This is a genomic window from Variovorax sp. GW822-FHT04E09 (genome assembly GCF_058800845.1).
On the sequence record NZ_JBXAMR010000008.1, the window covers coordinates 20,008 to 40,193 of the forward strand.

At 68.6% G+C, this 20,186-nt stretch carries 19 protein-coding genes; 4 read left to right on the top strand and 15 right to left on the bottom strand.

The annotated features are described in order from the left end of the window. Positions 1-27: 27 nt before the first annotated feature. The 9 genes from AC1RL8_RS26270 to AC1RL8_RS26310 form a co-directional block, all read right to left on the bottom strand. Positions 28-1,047: a peptide ABC transporter ATP-binding protein gene (locus AC1RL8_RS26270; RefSeq protein ID WP_492686680.1), complete on the bottom strand. Its 1,020-nt coding sequence runs from the start codon at positions 1,045-1,047 to the stop codon at positions 28-30. After that, positions 1,044-2,069, bottom strand: coding sequence for an ABC transporter ATP-binding protein (locus tag AC1RL8_RS26275; RefSeq protein WP_492686679.1), 1,026 nt, complete (start codon positions 2,067-2,069; stop codon positions 1,044-1,046). The genes AC1RL8_RS26270 and AC1RL8_RS26275 overlap by 4 nt, the downstream gene beginning before the upstream one ends. 17 nt (positions 2,070-2,086) lie before the next feature. Further along, positions 2,087-2,995: an ABC transporter permease subunit gene (locus tag AC1RL8_RS26280; protein WP_492686678.1), complete on the bottom strand. Its 909-nt coding sequence runs from the start codon at positions 2,993-2,995 to the stop codon at positions 2,087-2,089. Between the two features lie 4 nt (positions 2,996-2,999). Continuing rightward, the gene (locus tag AC1RL8_RS26285) at positions 3,000-4,004 is read right to left on the bottom strand and encodes an ABC transporter permease subunit (protein WP_095743299.1); all 1,005 of its coding nucleotides are present in this window, start codon (positions 4,002-4,004) and stop codon (positions 3,000-3,002) included. A 54-nt stretch (positions 4,005-4,058) separates the two neighbouring features. Next, positions 4,059-5,738: a long-chain-fatty-acid--CoA ligase gene (locus AC1RL8_RS26290; RefSeq protein WP_369644986.1), complete on the bottom strand. Its 1,680-nt coding sequence runs from the start codon at positions 5,736-5,738 to the stop codon at positions 4,059-4,061. Positions 5,739-5,838: 100 nt separating this feature from the next. Next, the gene (locus tag AC1RL8_RS26295; RefSeq protein ID WP_492686677.1) at positions 5,839-7,338 is read right to left on the bottom strand and encodes an NAD(P)(+) transhydrogenase (Re/Si-specific) subunit beta; all 1,500 of its coding nucleotides are present in this window, start codon (positions 7,336-7,338) and stop codon (positions 5,839-5,841) included. Next, entirely contained in the window at positions 7,335-7,673 is a 339-nt protein-coding gene (locus tag AC1RL8_RS26300; RefSeq protein ID WP_056584236.1) for an NAD(P) transhydrogenase subunit alpha part 2, read from the bottom strand. The genes AC1RL8_RS26295 and AC1RL8_RS26300 overlap by 4 nt, the downstream gene beginning before the upstream one ends. Before the next feature lie 37 nt (positions 7,674-7,710). Continuing rightward, complete coding sequence (gene panD, locus AC1RL8_RS26305) at positions 7,711-8,073, bottom strand: aspartate 1-decarboxylase (protein WP_062481508.1); 363 nt, start codon at positions 8,071-8,073, stop codon at positions 7,711-7,713. Between the two features lie 16 nt (positions 8,074-8,089). After that, entirely contained in the window at positions 8,090-9,220 is a 1,131-nt protein-coding gene (locus tag AC1RL8_RS26310; RefSeq protein WP_139702225.1) for a Re/Si-specific NAD(P)(+) transhydrogenase subunit alpha, read from the bottom strand. A 402-nt stretch (positions 9,221-9,622) separates the two neighbouring features. On the opposite strand from AC1RL8_RS26310, the gene AC1RL8_RS26315 reads away from it, so the two are divergent. The 3 genes from AC1RL8_RS26315 to AC1RL8_RS26325 all read left to right on the top strand — a co-directional run bounded on the left by AC1RL8_RS26315 (position 9,623) and on the right by AC1RL8_RS26325 (position 11,359). Continuing rightward, positions 9,623-10,345, top strand: a complete 723-nt coding sequence (locus tag AC1RL8_RS26315; protein ID WP_062481504.1) for a response regulator transcription factor — start codon at positions 9,623-9,625, stop codon at positions 10,343-10,345. A gap of 83 nt (positions 10,346-10,428) precedes the next feature. Further along, complete coding sequence (locus AC1RL8_RS26320) at positions 10,429-10,857, top strand: DUF4019 domain-containing protein (RefSeq protein WP_492686676.1); 429 nt, start codon at positions 10,429-10,431, stop codon at positions 10,855-10,857. A 28-nt stretch (positions 10,858-10,885) separates the two neighbouring features. After that, a complete protein-coding gene (locus AC1RL8_RS26325; RefSeq protein ID WP_070063403.1) occupies positions 10,886-11,359 on the top strand; it encodes an NUDIX hydrolase in 474 nt (157 codons plus the stop codon). Between the two features lie 7 nt (positions 11,360-11,366). Here the strand turns inward: AC1RL8_RS26325 and mnmA are convergent, their stop codons facing one another. Then, a complete protein-coding gene (gene mnmA, locus AC1RL8_RS26330; RefSeq protein ID WP_159273579.1) occupies positions 11,367-12,467 on the bottom strand; it encodes a tRNA 2-thiouridine(34) synthase MnmA in 1,101 nt (366 codons plus the stop codon). A 144-nt stretch (positions 12,468-12,611) separates the two neighbouring features. Here mnmA and AC1RL8_RS26335 point away from each other — a divergent pair, with 144 nt between their 5' ends. After that, a complete protein-coding gene (locus AC1RL8_RS26335) occupies positions 12,612-14,330 on the top strand; it encodes a long-chain-fatty-acid--CoA ligase (RefSeq protein WP_492686675.1) in 1,719 nt (572 codons plus the stop codon). Positions 14,331-14,333: 3 nt separating this feature from the next. Here AC1RL8_RS26335 and AC1RL8_RS26340 read toward each other — a convergent pair whose 3' ends face one another. From AC1RL8_RS26340 to AC1RL8_RS26360, 5 genes are read right to left on the bottom strand one after another with little or no spacing between them, the layout of a single operon-like run. Beyond that, positions 14,334-15,326 (bottom strand): LLM class flavin-dependent oxidoreductase, encoded by a 993-nt coding sequence (locus AC1RL8_RS26340; RefSeq protein ID WP_390347148.1) that lies wholly within the window; start codon positions 15,324-15,326, stop codon positions 14,334-14,336. A 44-nt stretch (positions 15,327-15,370) separates the two neighbouring features. Beyond that, a complete protein-coding gene (locus AC1RL8_RS26345) occupies positions 15,371-17,035 on the bottom strand; it encodes an FxLYD domain-containing protein (protein ID WP_492686674.1) in 1,665 nt (554 codons plus the stop codon). Positions 17,036-17,056: 21 nt separating this feature from the next. Beyond that, positions 17,057-17,662: a hypothetical protein gene (locus AC1RL8_RS26350; protein ID WP_492686673.1), complete on the bottom strand. Its 606-nt coding sequence runs from the start codon at positions 17,660-17,662 to the stop codon at positions 17,057-17,059. A gap of 15 nt (positions 17,663-17,677) precedes the next feature. Continuing rightward, positions 17,678-19,474 carry a VanW family protein gene (locus tag AC1RL8_RS26355; protein WP_492686672.1) on the bottom strand — a complete coding sequence of 599 codons (1,797 nt, stop codon included), beginning with the start codon at positions 19,472-19,474 and terminating at the stop codon, positions 17,678-17,680. Next, positions 19,471-20,076, bottom strand: coding sequence for a DUF6891 domain-containing protein (locus AC1RL8_RS26360; protein WP_070063409.1), 606 nt, complete (start codon positions 20,074-20,076; stop codon positions 19,471-19,473). Before AC1RL8_RS26360 ends, AC1RL8_RS26355 begins: the two co-directional genes overlap by 4 nt. Between the last annotated feature and the right edge of the window lie 110 nt (positions 20,077-20,186).

Consider the following 20,186-nt stretch of genomic DNA (forward strand, 5'->3'; position numbering starts at 1 on the left):
TTGAAAAAATCGCCACTCCACTCTTCTTCAGGACGCGGCGAGCACGGGACCATCGGCGCGCACGGCCGGCGCGCCATCGAGAAACTGCTCGGCGTAGTGGCAGGCCACCAGCCGGTCGTCGAGCGCGCGCAGCACGGGGCGCTCCTCGCGGCAGCGCGGCTGCACGTGCGGGCAGCGCGTGCTGAAGACGCAGCCCGAGGGCGGGTCCAGCGGCGACGGCAGTTCGCCCTTGAGCACGATGCGCTGGCTGCTCAGCCCCGGCGTCGAGGCCAGCAGCGCCTGCGTGTACGGATGCAGCGGCCGCGCGAAGATGCGCGACTTGGGGCCCTGCTCCACCGCATGGCCCAGGTACATCACGAGCACGTCGTGCGCGATGTGGCGCACCACGCCCAGGTCGTGCGAGATGAAGAGGTAGGCCAGGCCCAGCTCGGCCTGCAGGTCGGCCAGCAGGTTCAGCACCTGCGCCTGGATCGACACGTCGAGCGCCGACACCGGCTCGTCGGCCACCAGCAGGCGCGGCGACAGCATGAGCGCGCGCGCGATGGCGATGCGCTGGCGCTGGCCGCCCGAGAACATGTGCGGGTAGCGGTTGGCGTACTCGGGGCGCAGGCCGACGCGGGCCAGCATCTCGCGTGCTTTCTCGGCGCGCTCCGGCTTGCTCAACGAGGTGTTGATGGCCAGCGGGTCTTCGAGCACCGCCGAAATCTTCTTGCGCGGGTTGAGCGAGCCATACGGGTTCTGGAACACCAGCTGCACCGCCTGGCGCAGCTCGCGCCTGCGTTCATGCGGCGGGCTCACGGCATCGGCACCGATCAGCGTCAGTTGCCCGGCGGTGGGTTTCTCGATCAGCGCGACCATGCGCGCGAGCGTCGACTTGCCGCAGCCCGATTCGCCCACCACCGCGAGCGTGCGCCCGCGTTCGAGGCGAAACGAGATGTCGCCCACGGCGCGCAGCTGCGCCGGCGCGCGGAACAGCCCGCGCCGCACGGCGTAGGTGCGCTGCAGGTTGCGCGCCTCGACCACGATCTCCGGCGATGCGTCGCTCATGGCAGCACCTCCGCAATCGCGGTGCGCGGCGGGTCTTGCGCGATGGCATCTGCGCGCCCCGGCTCGCCGAGCGGAAAGTGGCAGCGCACCTCGGCGCCCTGCCACGCACGCAGCGCCGGGCGCACCTGGCAGGCGCGCTCGGTGACGTAGCCGCAGCGCGGCGCGAACAGGCAGCCCGCGGGCCGGTCGTGCACGCCGGGCACCACGCCGCTGATGGTGGCGAGCCGGCCCTCGGGCGCGGCGCGCTCGGGCAGCGCCGCGAGCAGCGCCTCGGTGTAGGGATGCTGCGGCGATGCGAAGAGGCGGTCGACGCGCTGGTGCTCCATCACCTGCCCCGCGTACATCACGGCGATGCGCTGCGCCATCTCGCTGACCACGCCCATGTTGTGCGTGATGAGCACGAGCGCCATGCCGCGCTCCTTCTGCAGATCGCGCAGCAGGTCGAGGATCTGCGCCTGGATGGTCACGTCGAGCGCGGTGGTCGGCTCGTCGGCGATCAACAGGCGCGGGTTGCAGGCGATGGCCATGGCGATCATCACGCGCTGGTTCATGCCGCCCGAGAGCTGGTGCGGGTAGCTGCCCAGGCGCGACGAGGCGGCGGGAATGCCGACCTGCTCGAGCAGTTCGGTGGCGCGCTTCCTCGCTTCGCGCTTGTCGAGCTTCAGGTGCAGGCGCAGCGTTTCCATCAGCTGGAAGCCGATGGTGAAGCAGGGGTTGAGGCTGGTGGTCGGCTCCTGGAAGATCATCGCGACCTCCTTGCCGACCAGCGTGCGGCGGGCCTTGTCGGAGATGCCGAGCAAGTCCTTGCCCGCAAAGCGCATGTGGTCCGCGCGCACGCGGCCCGGAAAGCCGACGAGGCCCATGAGCGCCATCATCGTGACGCTCTTGCCCGAGCCCGACTCGCCGACGATGCCGAGCACCTCGCCCTCTTCGAGCGTGAGGCTCACGCCGTCGACGGCGTGCAGCACGCCGCCTTGCGTGGGGAACTCGACGTGCAGATCTTTGATTTCAAGCAAAGGCATCTGTTCTTTCCTTTGCTTCAGCGCTTGAGCTTCGGGTCGAGCGCATCGCGCAGCCCGTCGCCCAGCAGGTTGAAGGCCAGCACGGCCGCAAGGATGGCGAGGCCCGGAAAGGTCACGACCCACCACGCGCGCAGCACGAACTCGCGCGCATCGGCCAGCATCGTTCCCCACTCGGGCGACGGCGGCTGTGCGCCCAGGCCGATGAAGCCGAGCGCCGCCGCATCGAGGATGGCGGTCGAGACGCCCAACGAGGCCTGCACGATCAGCGGCGCCGAACAGTTGGGTAGCACCTCGCGGAACATCAGGCGCAGCGTGCTGGCGCCGCTCACGCGCGCCGCAGTCACGTAGTCGCGCGAGACCTCCGCGATGACCGTGGCGCGCGTGATGCGCACGTAGTGCGGCAGCACCACGATGGCCACCGCGAGCATGGCGTTGACGAGCCCCGGCCCGAGGATCGCGACGATCACGATGGCCATCAGCAGGCTGGGCATCGTGAGGATGATGTCCATCATCCGCATGATCGTGATCTCGAGCACGCCGCGGAAGAAGCCGGCGACGAGGCCGAGCACCACACCCACCACCACCGACAGCGCCACCACCGCGACACCGATCGACAGCGACAGCCGCGCACCGTGCATGAGCCGCGACAGGATGTCGCGCCCGATGGCGTCGGTGCCGAGCAGATAGCTCCACGAACCACCCTCCTGCCACGCCGGCGGCTTGAGGAAGGCGGCGGCGTTGGTTTCGTTCGGTGCGTGCGGTGCAATCCACGGCGCGAACAGCGCCACCAGCAGCAGCACCACGATGGTGACGAGACCGATGACCGCGCCCCGGTTCGCCGAGAAGGCGGTCCAGAACTCGCGCCAGGGACCGGGAGGCGCCGAGGCCTGCGAGCCGGGGGGAACTGCGTGGGTGTTGCTCGTCATCGACTCAATGCCTGATCCGCGGGTTGATGACGCCGTAGGCGATGTCCACCAGCAGGTTGAGCAGCATCACGATGCCGCCCAGCAACAGCATGCCGCCCTGCAGCACCGGGTAGTCGCGCCGGCCGATGGCCTCGATGAGCCACTTGCCGACGCCGGGCCAGGAGAAGATGGTCTCGGTGAGGATCGCGCCGGTGAAGAGCACGCCGATCTGCAGGCCGATCACCGTGACGACCGGGATCAGCGCATTGCGCAGCGCATGCAGGCCCACCACGCGAAAGCGCGACAGGCCCTTGGCGCGCGCGGTGCGGATGTAGTCCTCGCCCAGCACCTCGAGCATGGCCGAGCGCGTCATGCGCGCGATGACGGCCAGCGGCACGGTGCCCAGCACGATGGCCGGAAGAATGAGGTGGTGCAGCGCCGACCAGAAGGCCTCGGTCTCGCCGGCGCGCAGCGCATCGATCAGCAAAAAGCCGGTCTGCGGTTCGACGAAGTACTGCACCGAGATGCGGCCCGACACCGGCGTCCAGCCCAGTTGCACCGAGAAGAACAGGATCAGCAGCAGGCCCCACCAGAAGATCGGCATCGAGTAGCCGGTGAGCGACGTGGCCATCACGCCGTGGTCGAAGATGGAGTTGCGCCGCACCGCCGCGAGGATGCCGGCCGGCAGCCCCAGCAGCAGCGCGAAGAGAATCGCGCAGACGCCGAGTTCGACGGTGGCCGGAAAGAGCGCGAGGAACTCGCTCATCACGGTGTCCTGCGTGATGAGCGACTTGCCCAAGTCACCCTGCAGCACGCGGCCGATGTAGATGCCGTATTGCACGAGCAGGGGCTTGTCCAGGCCCATGGCGGTGCGCAGCTCGGCGTGGCGCGCGGGGTCGATGCCGCGCTCGCCGGCCATCGTCTCGATGGGGTCACCCGGCACCAGCCGGATGAGAAAGAAGGCCAGCAGCGTCATGCCGATGAAGGTCGGCACGAGCAAGCCTAGGCGAACGTAAATGAATCTGAGCATCGACCCGCGAATATGCAAGATCGATGCCCCGGCCCCACCCGGGCGGAACCCTTACTACTTCTTGCTATCCCGCAGTTCGCGCCGCAGGATCTTGCCCACCGGGGTCTTGGGCATGTCGGTGCGGAACTCGATCACGCGCGGCTGCTTGTAGCCCGTGAGGTTGGCGCGGCAGTACTCGCGCACCTGCGCTTCGGTGAGCGACTCGTCCTTCTTGACGATGACGAGCTTCACGGCCTCGCCGGTCTTGTCGTCGGGCACGCCCACCGCGGCGCATTCGAGCACGCCAGGCAGCATCGCCACCACGTCCTCGATCTCGTTCGGGTACACGTTGAAGCCCGACACCAGGATCATGTCCTTCTTGCGGTCGACCACCTTGAAGTAGCCGCGCTCGTCGACCACGCCGATGTCGCCGCTCTTGAAGTAGCCATCGGGCGTCATGACCTTGGCGGTCTCGTCGGGGCGCTGCCAGTAGCCGGCCATGACCTGCGGGCCCTTGATGGCGATCTCGCCGCGCTCGCCGGTGGGCACTTCGTTGCCGTCGTCGTCCAGCAGCTTGAGCCAGGTGCTCGGCAGCGGCAGGCCGATGGTGCCGGTGTAGGCCGTGCTGTTGGTCGGGTTGCAGGTGGTCGAGGGCGAGGTTTCCGAGAGGCCGTAGCCTTCGCAGATGGGGCAGCCGGTTTTCTCGAGCCAGAGCTTGGCCACCGCGGCCTGCACCGCCATGCCGCCGCCGACCGAGACCTTCAGGTTCTTCCAGTTGACGGTGTTGAAGTCGGGGTGGTTCGCCAGCCCGTTGAACAGCGTGTTGACGGCCGGGAAGCTGTGGATGGTGTGCTTGGACAGTTCCTTGAGCACGCCGGGAATGTCGCGCGGGTTTGGGATCAGGATCAGCTTGCCGCCCGTGCGCATGCTCAGCATCATGCCGACCGTGAACGCGAAGATGTGATACAGCGGCAGCGCGCACACGCTGGTGGGCTGCTCGTTGGCCGGCACCTTGGCCATGACGGGCTCGTTCCAGGCCTCGGACTGCAACACGTTGGCGATCACGTTGCGATGCAGCAGCACCGCGCCCTTGGACACGCCGGTGGTGCCGCCGGTGTACTGCAGCACGGCCACGTCGTCGGGGCCGGTGGCCACGGGCTTGAGCGAACCGCCTGCGCCCTTGTCGAGCGCATCGTTGAAGCGCACGGCGCCCGGCAGGCTGAAGTGCGGCACCAGCTTCTTGACGTTGCGCACCACGTAGTTGACCAGCGCGCCCTTCAGGAAGCCGAGCCGGTCGCCCATGGAGGCCAGGACGATGTGCTTGATCGGCGTGCTCGCGATGCACTGCTGCAGCGTGGTGCCGAAGTTCTCCATGATGATGATCGCCTTGGCGCCCGAGTCCTTGAGCTGGTGCTCGAGTTCGCGCGGCGTGTACAGCGGGTTCACGTTCACCAGGATCAGGCCGGCGCGCAGGATGGCCGCCACCGCGATCGGGTACTGCGGGCAGTTGGGCATCATCGCGGCGACGCGGTCGCCCTTCACGAGGCCCAGGCCCTGCAGGTAGGCCGCGAAGGCCTTGCTGAGCTTGTCGGTCTCGCCGTAGCTCACGTCCTTGCCCATGAAGCTGTAGGCCGTGCGGTCGGCGTACTTGGTGAAGCTCTCCTCCATGAGCGCCACCAGCGACGGGTAGTGCGACGCGTCGATGTCGGCGGGCACGCCTTGCGGGTAGCTGCTGAGCCAGGGGCGTTCGGTCATGGATGTGTCTCCTCGGAGTCGGATGAGTTTTTAAAAACGAAAACGGCGCACGTGAGGCGCCGCGACGATCAGGCCCGCATCGCGGGCACGGACCTTCGGCCTATTCGATGGCCTTGCCCATATCTTCCACTACTTTTTTCGCATCGCCAAAGACCATCATGGTCTTGTCCATGTAGAAGAGCTCGTTGTCCAGGCCCGCGTAGCCAGCGGCCATGGAGCGCTTGTTCACGATGACGGTCTTGGCCTTGTAGGCTTCCAGGATCGGCATGCCGTAGATCGGCGTGCCCTTGGTGAGCGCGGCCGGGTTCACCACGTCGTTGGCACCCAGGATGATCGCCACGTCGGCCTGCGCGAACTCGCCATTGATGTCCTCCATCTCGAACACCTGGTCGTAGGGCACCTCGGCCTCGGCCAGCAGCACGTTCATGTGGCCCGGCATGCGGCCGGCCACGGGGTGGATGGCGTACTTCACGTTGACGCCCTTGTGCGTGAGCTTCTCGGCCAGTTCGTTCACGGCGTGCTGGGCGCGCGCCACGGCCAGGCCGTAGCCCGGCACGATGATCACCGTCTCGGCGTTGGACAGCATGTAGGCCGCGTCGTCGGCGCTGCCGCTCTTCACGGGGCGCTGTTCCTTCGCGCCGTCGGTGGCGGTGGTCGCCTCGCCGCCGAAGCCGCCCAGGATCACGTTGAAGAACGAGCGGTTCATGGCCTTGCACATGATGTAGCTCAGGATCGCGCCCGAAGAGCCCACCAGCGAACCGGCCACGATCAGCATCGCGTTGTTCAGGCTGAAGCCGATGCCGGCCGCCGCCCAGCCCGAGTAGCTGTTGAGCATCGACACCACCACCGGCATGTCGGCGCCGCCGATCGGGATGATGATGAGCACGCCCATCACGAAGGCCAGTGCCAGCATGGCGAAGAACGCCGGCCAGCTTTCGGTGGCCACGAACACCAGGCCCAGGGCGATGGTCGCCAGGCCCAGCACCAGGTTCAGCATGTGCTGGCCCGAGAACTGCACCGGCGCGCCCTGGAACAGGCGGAACTTGTACTTGCCCGAGAGCTTGCCGAAGGCGATGACCGAGCCGCTGAAGGTGATGGCGCCGATGGCCGCACCCAGGAACAGCTCGAGCCGGTTGCCGTAGGGAATGGCATGACGCACGAAGCCCTCGAAGAGGACCGCGCCGTCGGGCGTGCGCGCACCGACGACCGCCGCCACGGGCGCGGCCGTGATGCCGAAGGCCCAGGGCTCGGCCACCGCGGCCACGCCGATGAACACCGCGGCCAGGCCGATCATGCTGTGCATGAAGGCGACCAGCTCGGGCATCTTGGTCATCTCGACCTTGTTGGCCATGAAGGCGCCCAGGCCGCCACCGACCACGACGGCGGCCAGCACCCAGGCGATGCCGGTGGTGAAGTCGACGTTGAGGGCGCGCGCCTGTCCGTGGACCAGCGCGATGGTGGTCAGCACGGCGATCGCCATGCCGGTCATGCCGAAGATGTTGCCGCGGATCGAGGTGGTGGGATGGGACAGGCCCTTCAGGGCCTGGATGAAGCAGACGCTGGCAACGAGGTACAGCAGCGTGACGAGGTTCATGCTCACTTGGCCACTCCTTGTGCTGCCTCTGCGGCCTTCGGGGCGGCCTTCTTGTCTTTCTTCTTGAACATCTCGAGCATCCGGCGCGTGACCAGGAAGCCGCCGAAGACGTTCACCGCGGCCAGCGCCACGGCGAGCACGCCCATGGTCTTGCCCAGCGGCGTGGTGGTGAGCGCGGCAGCCAGCATGGCGCCCACGATCACGATGGCCGAGATGGCGTTGGTCACGGCCATGAGCGGCGTGTGCAGCGCGGGCGTGACGGTCCAGACCACGTGGTAGCCGACGTAGATGGCCAGCACGAAGATGGTCAGGTTGATGACGGTGTGCGAAACGATTTCCATGGTGTTGTGTTCTCCTCGTTCGATCTTGCGTGCCCTGTCAGAGCTTCTTGACTTCGTTGATGCGGTTGGCATCGCCAAGCAGCACCACCTTGGGCTTGTAGTCGGCGGCTTCGGCCTCGGTCATGGGGGCGTAAGTGCAGATGATGAGCAGGTCGCCCACATGCGCCTTGCGCGCCGCCGCGCCGTTGAGCGAGATGGCGCCCGAACCGCGCGCCGCCTTGATGATGTAGGTCGAGAAGCGCTCGCCGTTGTTGACGTTGTACAGCTCGATCTTTTCGTACTCGCGCATGTCGGCCGCGTCGAGCAGGTCCTCGTCGATGCCGCACGAGCCTTCGTAGTGCAGGTCGGCTTCGGTCACGGTGGCGCGATGCAGCTTCGCGCGGAGCATGGTGCGGTTCATGGAAGGCAGCCTGCTCTTACTTGCGCGTGACCTGGCCGTCTTGCGTGACCCGGCAGGCGGCGACGATGTCGTCCTCGAGGTCGATCTTGAGCGCGCCTTCCTTCGTGACGACGAGCTTGAGGAAGTCGAGCACGTTGCGCGCATACAGCGCCGACGCGTCGGCGGCCACCAGCGCCGCGAGGTTGGTTTCGCCGACGATGGTCACGCCATGCTTGACCACGGTCTTGTCGGCCTCCGACAGCGGGCAGTTGCCGCCGATGCCGTCGGCGCCCTTGCCGGCCGCGATGTCGACGATCACCGAGCCCGGCTTCATCGACTTGACCATGTCCTCGGTGACGAGGGTGGGCGCGGCGCGGCCCGGGATGAGCGCGGTGCTGATGACCACGTCGGCCAGCGCGACGCGCTTGGCGACCTCGGCCTGCTGGCGCGTGAGCCAGCTGGCGGGCATCGGACGGGCGTAGCCGCCGACGCCTTCGGCCGCGTCTTTCTCTTCCTGCGTCTCGTAGGGCACGTCGATGAACTTGCCGCCCAGCGACTCGATCTGTTCCTTGACGCTCGGACGCACGTCCGAGGCCTCGATCACGGCGCCCAGGCGCTTGGCCGTGGCAATGGCCTGCAGGCCGGCCACGCCCACGCCCAGGATGACGACGCGGGCGGCCTTCACGGTGCCGGCGGCGGTCATCAGCATGGGGAAGAAGCGCTGGTACCTGTCGGCCGCAATCATCACGGCCTTGTAGCCGGCGATGTTGGCCTGCGAGCTGAGCACGTCCATGCTCTGGGCGCGCGTGGTGCGCGGCGCGGCTTCGAGCGCGAAGCCCGTGACGCCTGCGGCGGCCAGGCGCTGAAGGCCGGCCGCGTCGAAAGGATTGAGCATGCCGATGACGACCGCGCCGGCCTTCAGCTGCGCCGCCTCGGCGTCGCTGGGCGTGCGCACCTTGAGCACCATGTCGGCGGAGAGCGCCCCGGCCGCATCGGTGATCTCGGCGCCTGCCGTCTGGTACGCCGCGTCGGTGACGCTGGCTGCAATGCCGGCACCGGCCTGCACACGCACGGTATGCCCGGAGGCCACCAGTTTCTTCACCGTTTCGGGTGTAACGGCCACTCGGGTTTCGCCAGCCGCTGTCTCGGCAGGCACGCCTATCAACATAGAGTTCTCCTCAGGGGGAAGGGGCAGCACGGATTGCGGGCAGAGCTTACAGCAAGATTACAAGCACACCTGTCGCCAGAATGCCGCGTTCTTTTTGCTGCTCAACGCCCGCAGGCACTGCACATGTAGCTATTTAATTGATAGCAAATTGGCGGCCGGTACGACCCCGGGGGAAACACGGGTGACCGCCGCAGAAGCGCTTGTGGCGCCTTCGCTCGCTCTGGTTCTAGATTGCAATCAACTAACACCAATTGGATTCAATTAGCAATTGAACCACATACATAAAATCAATTTGCGTGAATTAATAGCAATTCACAGCAATGATTTCAGACGCGGATAGATACACTTCGATTCATATTGCGGACACATAGAGGTCCACACAGGGCGGAACAAGGGAATGGAATGCGCATTGCAGTACTCGACACCGAGCCGGACCAACTCCGGTTGATCAACCAATCCATGGCGAGCCTCGGTCACGAGTGCCACACGTACGCCGCCGGCAAGGCGCTGCTGCACGCCATGCGCCGCGAGACCTTCGACCTGCTGGTCCTCGACTGGCGCCTGCCGGACATGAACGGCCCGGACGTCGTCAAGACGATCCGGCAGGACTACAAGAGCCGCATGCCGATCCTGTTCGTGACCGAGCACCACGACGACAGCGACATGGTCGAAGGCCTCAATGTCGGTGCCGACGACTTCATGGCCAAGCCGCTGCGCCCGATCGAGTTCGAAGCCCGCATCAACGCCCTGCTGCGCCGCGCCTACCCCTCGCGCAACGAGCCCGAAATGGTGTTCGGCCCGTACCACTTCTTTCCGCCCTCGCGCACCATCCGGGTCCACGGCGAGCTGGTCGAACTGAAGAACCGCGAGTACGAACTCGCGCTCTTCCTGTTCCAGAACCTGGGGCGCCTGCTCTCGCGCGAGCACCTGCACGAGGCGGTCTGGGGGCTGGGCGTCGAGGCGCTGTCGCGCTCGCTCGACACCCACGTGTCGCGCCTGCGCACCAAGCTCGAGCTGCGCCCCTCGAATGGCTTCCTGCTGCTGGCCGTGTACGGTCTGGGCTACCGGCTGGAAACCATCGAGGTCGACACACGGCCCGCCGCTGCAGCTTCCAACGCGCGCTGAGCGCACGCCCCGGCAGGCCGGGCGGGGAACCCCTCCTCCCCGTCGGCCTCCAACTTGTTCCGTCCGAACAAGTGCCCTTTCCCATGCCCCGGCTCCTCCTGGCCGCACTGCTCCTGCTGTGCAGCGGCCTGTTCCCCGCCCTCGCTGAAGACGTCGAGGCCAGCGACATGGTGCGCGGCGGACTGCAGGCGATCCAGATGATCGACCGGAACGAGGCCGGCGAGCTGTGGGACGGCGCCACGCCCGCCACCCGCAAGCGCATCACCCGCACCGACTTCGCCAGCAAGGTGGCCAAAAGCCGCGCCCCGCTCGGCGGGCCGCAGCAACGCACCTGGGTGGCCGTGCACCGGCAGGTCGTGAGCGACCCGGACGCCGATGCGGCCGGCCAGTACGTCAGCGTCGAGTACGAGACCCGCTTCGGCAACACGCCCGAGCGCACGCTGCGCGAACGGGTGAGCTTCCGGCTCGACGCCGACCGCATCTGGCGCTTCAGCGGCTATGTCGTGCGATAGCCGAGATGCCGATAGACTCGCGCCCACGATGCCCACACGCTGGAAACCCAATGTCACCGTGGCCGCGGTGATCGAGCAAGACGGCCGCTTCCTGCTCGTCGAAGAGCAGACCGACGACGGCCTGAAGCTCAACAACCCCGCCGGCCACCTCGACCCCGGCGAGTCGCCCGAGGACGGCTGCATCCGCGAAACGCTCGAGGAAACAGCCCACGCCTTCACGCCGACCGCGCTGCTGGGCGTGTACATGGCGCGCTCGGCCGAGCAGCCCGACGTGACCTACATGCGCTTTGCCTTCACCGGCGAACTGGGCGCGCGCGAGGAAGGCCGTGCGCTCGACGAAGGCATCGTGCGCACGCTGTGGATGACCGTGGACGAGATCCGCGCCAGCGTGGCGCGCCATCGCAGCCCGCTGCTGCTGCGCTGCGTCGAGGACTACCTCGCCGGCAAGCGGCATCCGCTCGCACTGATCCACACCGAAGACAGCGTGCGGCAGCCCCGCTGAAGCCGGCTCAGACGATGACGCCGCCCCCGAGGCAGCGCTCGCCGTCGTACAGCACGGCCGACTGCCCCGGCGTGACCGCCCATTGCGGCGCACCGAAGCGAAGGCTGAAGGCGCCGTTGGCGCCCTCGGACAGTTCGCAGGCCGCATCGGCCTGCCGGTAGCGCGCCTTCGAACCGTAGGCGCCCGCGGTGGGCGCCTCGCCGGCGACCCAGCTCGCGTCGTCGGCCTTCAGTTCGGACGACAGCAGCCACGGATGGTCGTGCCCCTGCACCACCCACAGCGTGTTCTTCTCGACGTCCTTGCGCGCGACGAACCAGGGCGAATGGTCGCCCGCGCCGCGCTGGGCGCCCTTTTCCTTCACGCCGCCGATGCCCAGCCCCTGGCGCTGGCCCAGCGTGTAGAAGCTCAGGCCCTGGTGCTCGCCGAGCTTGCGGCCGCGGTCGTCCTTGATCGGGCCCGGCTCCTTGGAGATGTAGCGGTTCAGGAAGTCGCGGAACGGCCGCTCGCCGATGAAGCAGATGCCGGTCGAGTCCTTCTTCTTCGCGTTGGGCAGGCCGATTTCTTCCGCGATGCGGCGCACCTCGGTCTTGTGCAGCTCGCCGACCGGGAACAGCGTCTTCGACAGCTGCGCCTGATTCAGGCGGTGCAGGAAGTAGCTCTGGTCCTTCGAGTTGTCGAGCCCCTTGAGCAGCTCGTGCCGGCCCGTGGCCTCGTTCAGGCGCACGCGGGCGTAGTGGCCGGTGGCGATCTTCTCGGCGCCCAGCCGCATGGCGTGGTCGAGAAAGGCCTTGAACTTGATCTCGGCGTTGCACAGCACGTCGGGGTTGGGCGTGCGGCCGGCCTTGTACTCGCGCAGGAACTCGGCGAACACGCGGTCCTTGTAGTCGGCGGCGAAGTTGACGTGCTCGATCTCGATCCCCAGCACGTCAGCCACGCTGGCGGCGTCGATGAAGTCGATGTTCGACGAGCAGTACTCGCTGTCGTCGTCGTCTTCCCAGTTCTTCATGAAGATGCCGACCACCTCGTGCCCCTGCTGCTTGAGCAGGTGCGCGGTGACCGCGGAGTCCACCCCGCCGCTCAGCCCGACCACGATCCGTTGTTTTGCCATAAGCCCGCCATTGTCCCAGCCCGGCGACAGGGGCATCCGGCGTGTGGGAAATCGGGAAAACCCGTGTCGCCGGCTTGTCAGCCGCCACTCCACGATGCGAAAGGCCGGCGCTACAGTGCCCCGAAACAAAGCGGAGACACACGCATGGCGACCCCTTCCCTCTCTGGCGACCCCACCCCCTGGACGCGCAACTACCCGCCCGGCATGCGCTGGGACGCCGACCTGCCCGTCAAGCCGGTGCAGCAGATGCTCGACGAAGCGGTCGCGCGCTGGCCCGACCATTCGGCCGTGGAGTTCATGGGCCAGGTCCTCACCTACGCCCAGCTCGGCGCGGCGGTCGACCGCGCCGCCAAGGGCCTGCAGGACCTGGGCGTGAAGCCGGGCGTGCATGTCGGCCTGTACCTGCCGAACACGCCGCATTACCCGATCGCCTTCTTCGCCGTGCTCAAGGCCGGCGGCACGGTGGTGAACTATTCGCCGCTCGACGCCGAGCGCGTGCTGGCCCACAAGATCGAGGACAGCCGCACCGACATCCTCGTCACGCTCGACCTCGTGAACCTGTACCCGCTGATGGCGCGCCTGCTCGACAGCTCGCGCCTGAAGACGCTGGTGGTCGGCAGCCTCGGCGACTACGGCGCGGCGGGCGACAAGGTGCAGGCGCAGCTGCAGGGTGCCGGCCAGATCGCACCGGTGCCCACCGATGACCGGCACGTGCGCTTCACCGATCTGCTCAAGAGCGAAGGCACGCACCAGACCTACCCGCTGGGCGACCTGGCCGAAGAGATCGTCGTGCTGCAGTACACCGGCGGCACCACCGGCCTGCCCAAGGGCGCGATGCTCACGCACGCCAACCTCACGTCGGCCTCGGCGCAGTACTACGAATCGACACGCGGCGAGCCGCCCATCCTCGACGAAGGCAAGGAGCGTTTCCTGGTCGTGCTGCCGCTGTTCCACATCTTCGCGCTCAGCGCCGCGATGCTGCTGGGCGTGCGTCTGGGCGCGGCGCTGGTGCTGCACACGCGCTTCGATGTCGACGCGGTGATGAACGAACTCGCGGCCAGCAAGATCAGCGTGTTCCCCGGCGTGCCGACCATGTACACCGCCATCCTTGCGCACCCCAAGGCCAAGGAGATGGACCTGCGCTCGCTGAAGTTCTGCGGCTCGGGCGGCGCGCCGCTGCCGGTGGAGGTGGAGCAGCGCTTCTTCGAACTCACCGGCTGCCACCTCAACGAAGGCTGGGGCATGACCGAGACCTCGCCCGTGGGCACCTTCACGCCCGCGCGCGGCGTGCGCAAGGCCGGCTCGTGCGGCATGCCGCTGCCGCGCGTGCGCATCAAGCTCGTGAGCCTGGACGACCCGACGAAGGACGTGACCGCGTTCGGCGAGCCCGGCGAGCTGTGCGTGCAGGGCCCGAACGTCATGAAGGGCTACTGGAACAACCCGAAGGCCACCGCCGAGTCGATGACCGCCGACGGCTACTTCCGCAGCGGCGACGTCGCGAAGATGGACGCCGACGGCTACCTCTACATCGTCGACCGCACCAAGGACATGCTGCTGTGCGGCGGCTACAACGTGTACCCGCGCGTGCTCGAGGAGGCGGTGTACGAGCACCCGTCGGTGGCCGAGGTCTGCGTGATCGGCGTGCCCGACGAGTACCGCGGCCAGTCGCCCAAGGCCTTCGTGAAACTGAAGGACGGCGCAGACGCGCTCACGCTCGACGCGCTCAAGGCCTTCCTGAAGAACCGCCTGGGCAAGCACGAGATGATCGGCGCGCTCGAGATCCGCGCCGAGCTGCCCAAGACCGCCGTGGGCAAGCTCTCGAAGAAAGACCTCGTGGACGAGGAAGCCCGCAAGCGGGCCTAGCCTCTACGACTTCTTCTGACCGAAGGCCTCGGCCAGCAGCTCGTACGAGCGCAGCCGGGCCGCGTGGTCGAACACCTGCGAGGTGATCATGAGTTCGTCGGCGCCGGTGCGCGCCACGAACGCTTCCACGCCCTGCTTCACGGTCTCGACCGAGCCCACCGCCGAGCACGACAGCACCGAGTCGAGCAACGCGTTCTCGGCCGGGCCGACCTTCTGGCGGTAGTTTTCCACCGGCGGCGGCAGGCGCCCCGGGCGGCCGCTGCGCAGGTTCACGAAGGCCTGCTGCCACGAGGTGGCGCGGAACTCGGCCTCGGCGTCGGTGTCGGCCGCGAACACGTTGAAGCCCAGCATCACGTACGGTTTCTGCAGCTGCGCCGAAGGCTTGAAGGTCTCGCGGTAGATCTGGATGGCCTGCATGATCTGCTGCGGCGCGAAGTGCGAGGCAAAGGCATACGGCAGCCCCAGGTGCGCCGCCAGCTGCGCGCCGAAGGTGCTCGAGCCCAGGATCCACACCGGCACCTCGAGCCCCGCGCCGGGCACGGCGCGCACGGCCTGCTGCGGGTTCTTCGACATGAAGTCCATGAGCTCCATCACGTCCTGCGGGAACTGGTCGGCGTCCGACTCCAGGTTGCGCCGCAGGGCGCGCGCGGTGCGCTGGTCGGAGCCGGGCGCGCGGCCCAGGCCGAGGTCGACGCGTCCCGGGTACAGCGACTCCAGCGTGCCGAACTGCTCGGCGATCACCAGCGGCGAGTGGTTGGGCAGCATCACGCCGCCGGCGCCGATGCGGATGGTGGAGGTGCCCGCGCCCACGTGCGACAGCAGCACGGCCGTGGCCGCGCTCGCGATGCCCGGCATGCCGTGGTGCTCGGCCAGCCAGTAGCGCGTGTAGCCCAGCTTCTCGCCGTGCTGCGCCAGCGACAGCGAGTTGCGGAACGACTGCGCGGCATCGCTGCCTTCGGTGATCGGGGAAAGGTCGAGGATCGAAAGCGGAATCATGGCGCGATCATGGCGCGAACCGCCCGATGCCGTCACGCGCGGGGCTATTCGGTTTGGTATAGCGTCGCGACGCTCGCGAAATCGCGCCCGTGCTGCGTCACGTGGACCTGGAAGGGCACGCTCTCGCCCGGCGCGATGGCCGGCAGGTTCTCGATCAGCTTGAAGCCGGTCAGCTGGTCGTTGCGGTCGCGCAGGCTCACCCACAGGCGCACCTTGGCCGCGATGGCCGTGCCGGGGTTCTTCACCGTGCCCGTGACCTCCACGCTCTTGTAGGTGAAGCGCTGGCTGAAGTTGAGCAGCACGCTCCCGGTGCCGGCCTGGGTGCCCGTCACCTGCACCTCCAGCGGCTTGCGCGGGCCGGGCAGTGCGGCGCGGCGCATCGGCTTCCACTCGACGCGGGTCTGCGTGATGCGGTCCACGGCCTTGGGCTCCAGCAGGACCGGAAAGCGCTCGCCCGGGTACAGATAGGCCAGCGCGTCGAGGCGCGTGGTGCCGTCGGCCGTGCTGCCGCCGAAGCGCGAGATCACGGCGCCGGGCGCAATGGCGATGGCGTCGGTGCTGCGGTTCACCAGCTCGGTCATGAACAGCGGCCGCTGGATCGTGCTGCGCCCCGCCACCAGCGGCAGCAGTTCGAGCTGCCGCGGGTCGAAGCGCTCGCTGTCGTCGGCCAGCAGGTCTTCGGTGCCCAGCCGCAGGTCGGGGTGGAAGGCCTCGGGCGCACCGGCCGTGCGGATCACGCGGTCGGCGCTCAGCACCGTGGTGCGCGCGCCCGAGGGCGTGACCGTGCGGTAGCCGATGCGGTAGTCCCACGCCGCGATGGCGGCGCCGCGGCCGAAGCGGCTGAGGTCGACATCGATCGCCGTGCGTGCGCCGGGCGCCAGCTCGGATCCCGGCGCATGGCCGCGACCGACGCCGATCACCTGGCCCGCGTCGTCGTACAGCGTGACCAGCGCCTCGATGCTGCCGAACGCCGGTGCGCCGGCGGCGCCCGCATGCACGAGGCGCCCGACCAGGCGCACGCGCTCGCCCTGCTGCACCAGCCGCACGCGCGAGAACGCCAGGCGCGGCCCCTCGGCGGCGCTGCGCGGTTCGGACAGCTTCTCGACCGTCACCTCCTGCCGCGTGACGTTCTGGCCCGAGGGCAGGTCGACCAGCACGGGCGCGGACTCGCCGGGCATCAGCACGTCGATCGGCAGAGATTCGCTGCGCTCGTTCAGCCGCGTGTCGCCGTCGTGGAACCCCACCTTCAGGCCGGGCCGTTCGAGCGGCCGGCCGGTCTCGTTGCGCGCCAGCACCAAGAGCTTCGGCCGCTCGCCGACCAGCACCTGGCGCGGCTCGGACAGCTTCAGGCCGTCGGTCGCGATGGTGCGCTCGACGATCGCGCGCGCCACCGAAGGCGTATCGCTGCGCTTGCCGGAGCCGAACAGCAGCATCGCGACCTGGACGGCCACCGCCACGCCGAGAAAGCCGATCACGACGAAGCCGATCGTGCGCACCATCTGCTTCTGGCGCAGCGCCTGTTCGGCGGCGATCTGCTGGCCGGCGTGGTGCTTGACCTGCTGCAGCACGCGCTCGAGGCGGTCGGACACGTCGTCTTCCACCAGCGACATCGAGCCGCAGTGCGCGCAGGTGTATTCGTTCAGGCCGGTGCGGCGCAGCGCGCTGCTGCCGCACTCGCCGCATTTGAGGGTCTGCAGGTCGATGCTCATGTGTCTTCTTTTCTTTTTCCCTTACCAGCCGAACACGTCGACGACGTTTTCGGCCGCCGCCGCACTGCCCAGCAGCGGCACGAGGCGCTCGACCAGGCGCGCGCGGTGCACCGGGTCGACCTCGCAGTCGTCCTCGTCGGTGAAGATGGCGTCGCCCGCTTCGTCCCACACCTGGCCGATGGTGCCCAGGCAGGCGGCCATCTCGAAGATGTCGGCGAAGAGCGGTTCGTCTTCCTCCCAGGCGCCCGTGCCGTGCATCGCGAACTGGATCGCGCCGGTGCGCAGGTCGAAGATGAACGGATCGGCGCCCTGGTCGGCCACCACCAGCCAATGGTCGGGCCAGTCGGCGATGCGCTCGCCGGTGATGCCGTGCCAGCGGTAGCCGGCCTGCAGCTGCCACAGGCGCGAGAGCGCGGGAATGCTGAACGGGTTGCCGGTGGTCGGCACCGTGAGGCCCGCGTAGCCCACGCGCTCGTTGACCCACTCGCCGAGCGGGCCGACCTGTTCGTAGAAGGTGACGAGGGCGGCGGGCAAGGCCAGCTCGCCATGCCAGTGCTCGGCGGCGGATTGCAGCGCCAGCGCGCCATGGGAAGCCAGGGCCGCGCGGGCCTGTTCGATCGATGCCACGAGGTTGTTCTCCGTTCAGGTCAGGCGGACGGCCTGCTGCAAGGCGGTGCGCAGTGCGTCGATGTCGCCGGGTGCGACCTCGTGCACGCCCGGCACACCGGCCAGGCCGCAGGCCGTCGATGCCACCACGGGCACGCCGGCCGCCACGGCGCGCAGCAGGGCGCGCGGTGCGTGCTCGACGTGCGCGGGCAGCACGACGACGCTTGCACCGGCCAGCACGTCGCCTTGCCAGTTCATGTGTTCAATGGATTCGATGCCCTGCCAGAGCTGCGCGTCGTCCGAGGGCGCGCCCAGCACGCGCAGGCGGCACGGCCAGCCTTGCAGCGCGGCAGCAAGTTCACGCGCGCCCTTGCGCGCCAGTGCGCTCGCGGCGAACACGACGAGCGGTGGTTCTTCGCGCTTGCCGTGCGTGGCCTTCGCCTGCGGCAGCGCCCAGTCGAGCCGCTGCAGCGCGGCCTGCGGTGCGTACTGCGCCATGGCCTGTGCCACTGCAGCATGCGGCGTGACAACGACCGCCGCGCGCGCGAGCGCCAGCGCCTCGTCGCGCACCAGCGATGCATCGGCGCGGAAGTCGCGCAAGGTGGCGTCGCCGGGCCAGCGCTGCGAGGCGGCATCGAGCTTCTTTTCAATGTCGGCCATCGGCAATGCGCTGGCCAGCACGGTGATGCGGCGCCCGTCGAGCGCGCCGAGGCGCTGCAGGTGCGGCAGCAGCGACTGCTCGACCACCAGGTGCGTGTGCGCAGGCGCCAGCCGCGCGGCGAAAGCCTGCGCGAGCCAGCGCTGGCCGTCGATCAGGCTGGCCTGGCGCCGACCCGCCTGCCGCGCCCAGAGCCGTTGCCAGACGGCGCGGCGCAGGCTCGCGGCCCACGCCGTGGTCACCGGTTCGTTCGTCACGGGCTCGCGATGCCACCCCGCAGCAGGCACGCGCCAGAACGCGAGCCGCAGCGGCACGGGCTGCATGCGCTGCGCCTGCGGATGCGCCTCGCGCAGGTGGCGTGCGAACTCCGGCGTCCAGCCATCGACGAGCACGGCGGTGCGCCCTTCGGCGCCGGCATTGACCGGCGGACGGTGGCGAAAGCACGCCGTTTGGTCGCAGCTCAGGCAGCCGCGCGCCAGCGGCAGCGCGGTGGGCGTGTCGTCGTTCGCGCGCCGCAGCGTGACGGGCTCGGCCGGCACCGCCCGCGGCGTGCGCGCGCGGATGCGCACCACGAGCTCGGTGTCGGTCAACGCCACTTCGAGCCGCCAGGCGTGCCGGGCGCGCAGCTTGACGTCGACGTAGTTCCAGAACACCGTCGCATCGACGGCATCGCTGTCCGGCGCATCCGCCTGCTCGATGCGCGCCGTGTGGCCGTGGCGCTCGACCAGCTCGAAGCCCGCGCGCACGGCCACGGTGGCCAGGGCGTTCGACAGCTGGCACAGCCCGCCGGCCAGCGTCGGCACCACGCAGCCGCCGCGCACCTCGCGCCCGACCACGAAGCCGCGCCCGGCGCCCGGTCGCCCCAGCTGGCGCCAGAAGCTCAGCACTTCGCCGGCCGGCACCTCGATGGCGTCGAAGGCCGGCCGCGCCACGCGCAGGTTGTGCACCTTGCCGGCGACCAGCGGGAATTCATCGGCCCGGCCGTCGGACCACAAGGGAGTTCGGTACTGCGCGAGCACCGGCGCGTCGGCCAGTGCGTGTTGGCCTGTGGGCCAGCGCCGGGCCGAGGGCCGCAGGGTTTCGCGCAGGGCGTGGGCCGTGGCGAGCAGCCGCGAGCGCAGCCAGAAGTCGATCGCGTCGATGCGGCGCGGCGGCTGCCAGGCGTGCGCACTCACGCGGCGGGGCCTCGCTTGCGCCATTGGCCGAGGTCGGCTTCGATGCGCTCGTTGATGTTGCCGCTCCATTGCGCGCCGAAGCCGGCGTCGCGCAGCAGCTCGACGATGCGGCGGCCGACCACGACGGTGTTGGTTTCGCGCTGCGCGATCTCGGGGATCATGCCGCCGCTGAAGGCGAGGTACAGGCGGCCGTTGCGCACGGCGCCGTCCAGGTCCTGTGCGTGATAGAAGCAGCAGCCGCGGATGCCGGACTCGAGCCGCCCGGCCGCACGCCACTGCTCGCGCACATCGTCGTGCCCGTCGGACAGCGTGTTGCCCGCGCGGTGCAGGGCGATGATCTTTTCGCTGCGCAGCTGCGCGAACACCGCCTCGAGCCGGTCGTACTCGGTCTGCGCGGGCCACTGCGCCTCGGCGGCGCGCTTGGCGGCGCAGGCGCGCGTGGTTTCGGCCTTGATCCAGGCGCGGTCCTCGGGCGTGAGCTCATCCGGATCGAGGTACTCGTCGGTGATCATCCAGCCGATGTCGGCATCGGCATGGAAGCCGCTCCACACCAGGTCGTGGATGCGTCCGCGCGTGTCTTCGGGGTCGAGAGTGAGGGCCATGCGTAGTGGGTCGTCGCTTGGTCGGCGACGGATGTGCTTTCATTTTTTCGCGGTCGGAACGACGCTCGATTCTCGCGTGTCCGCACCACGGCGATGCATTAATGCGAAAG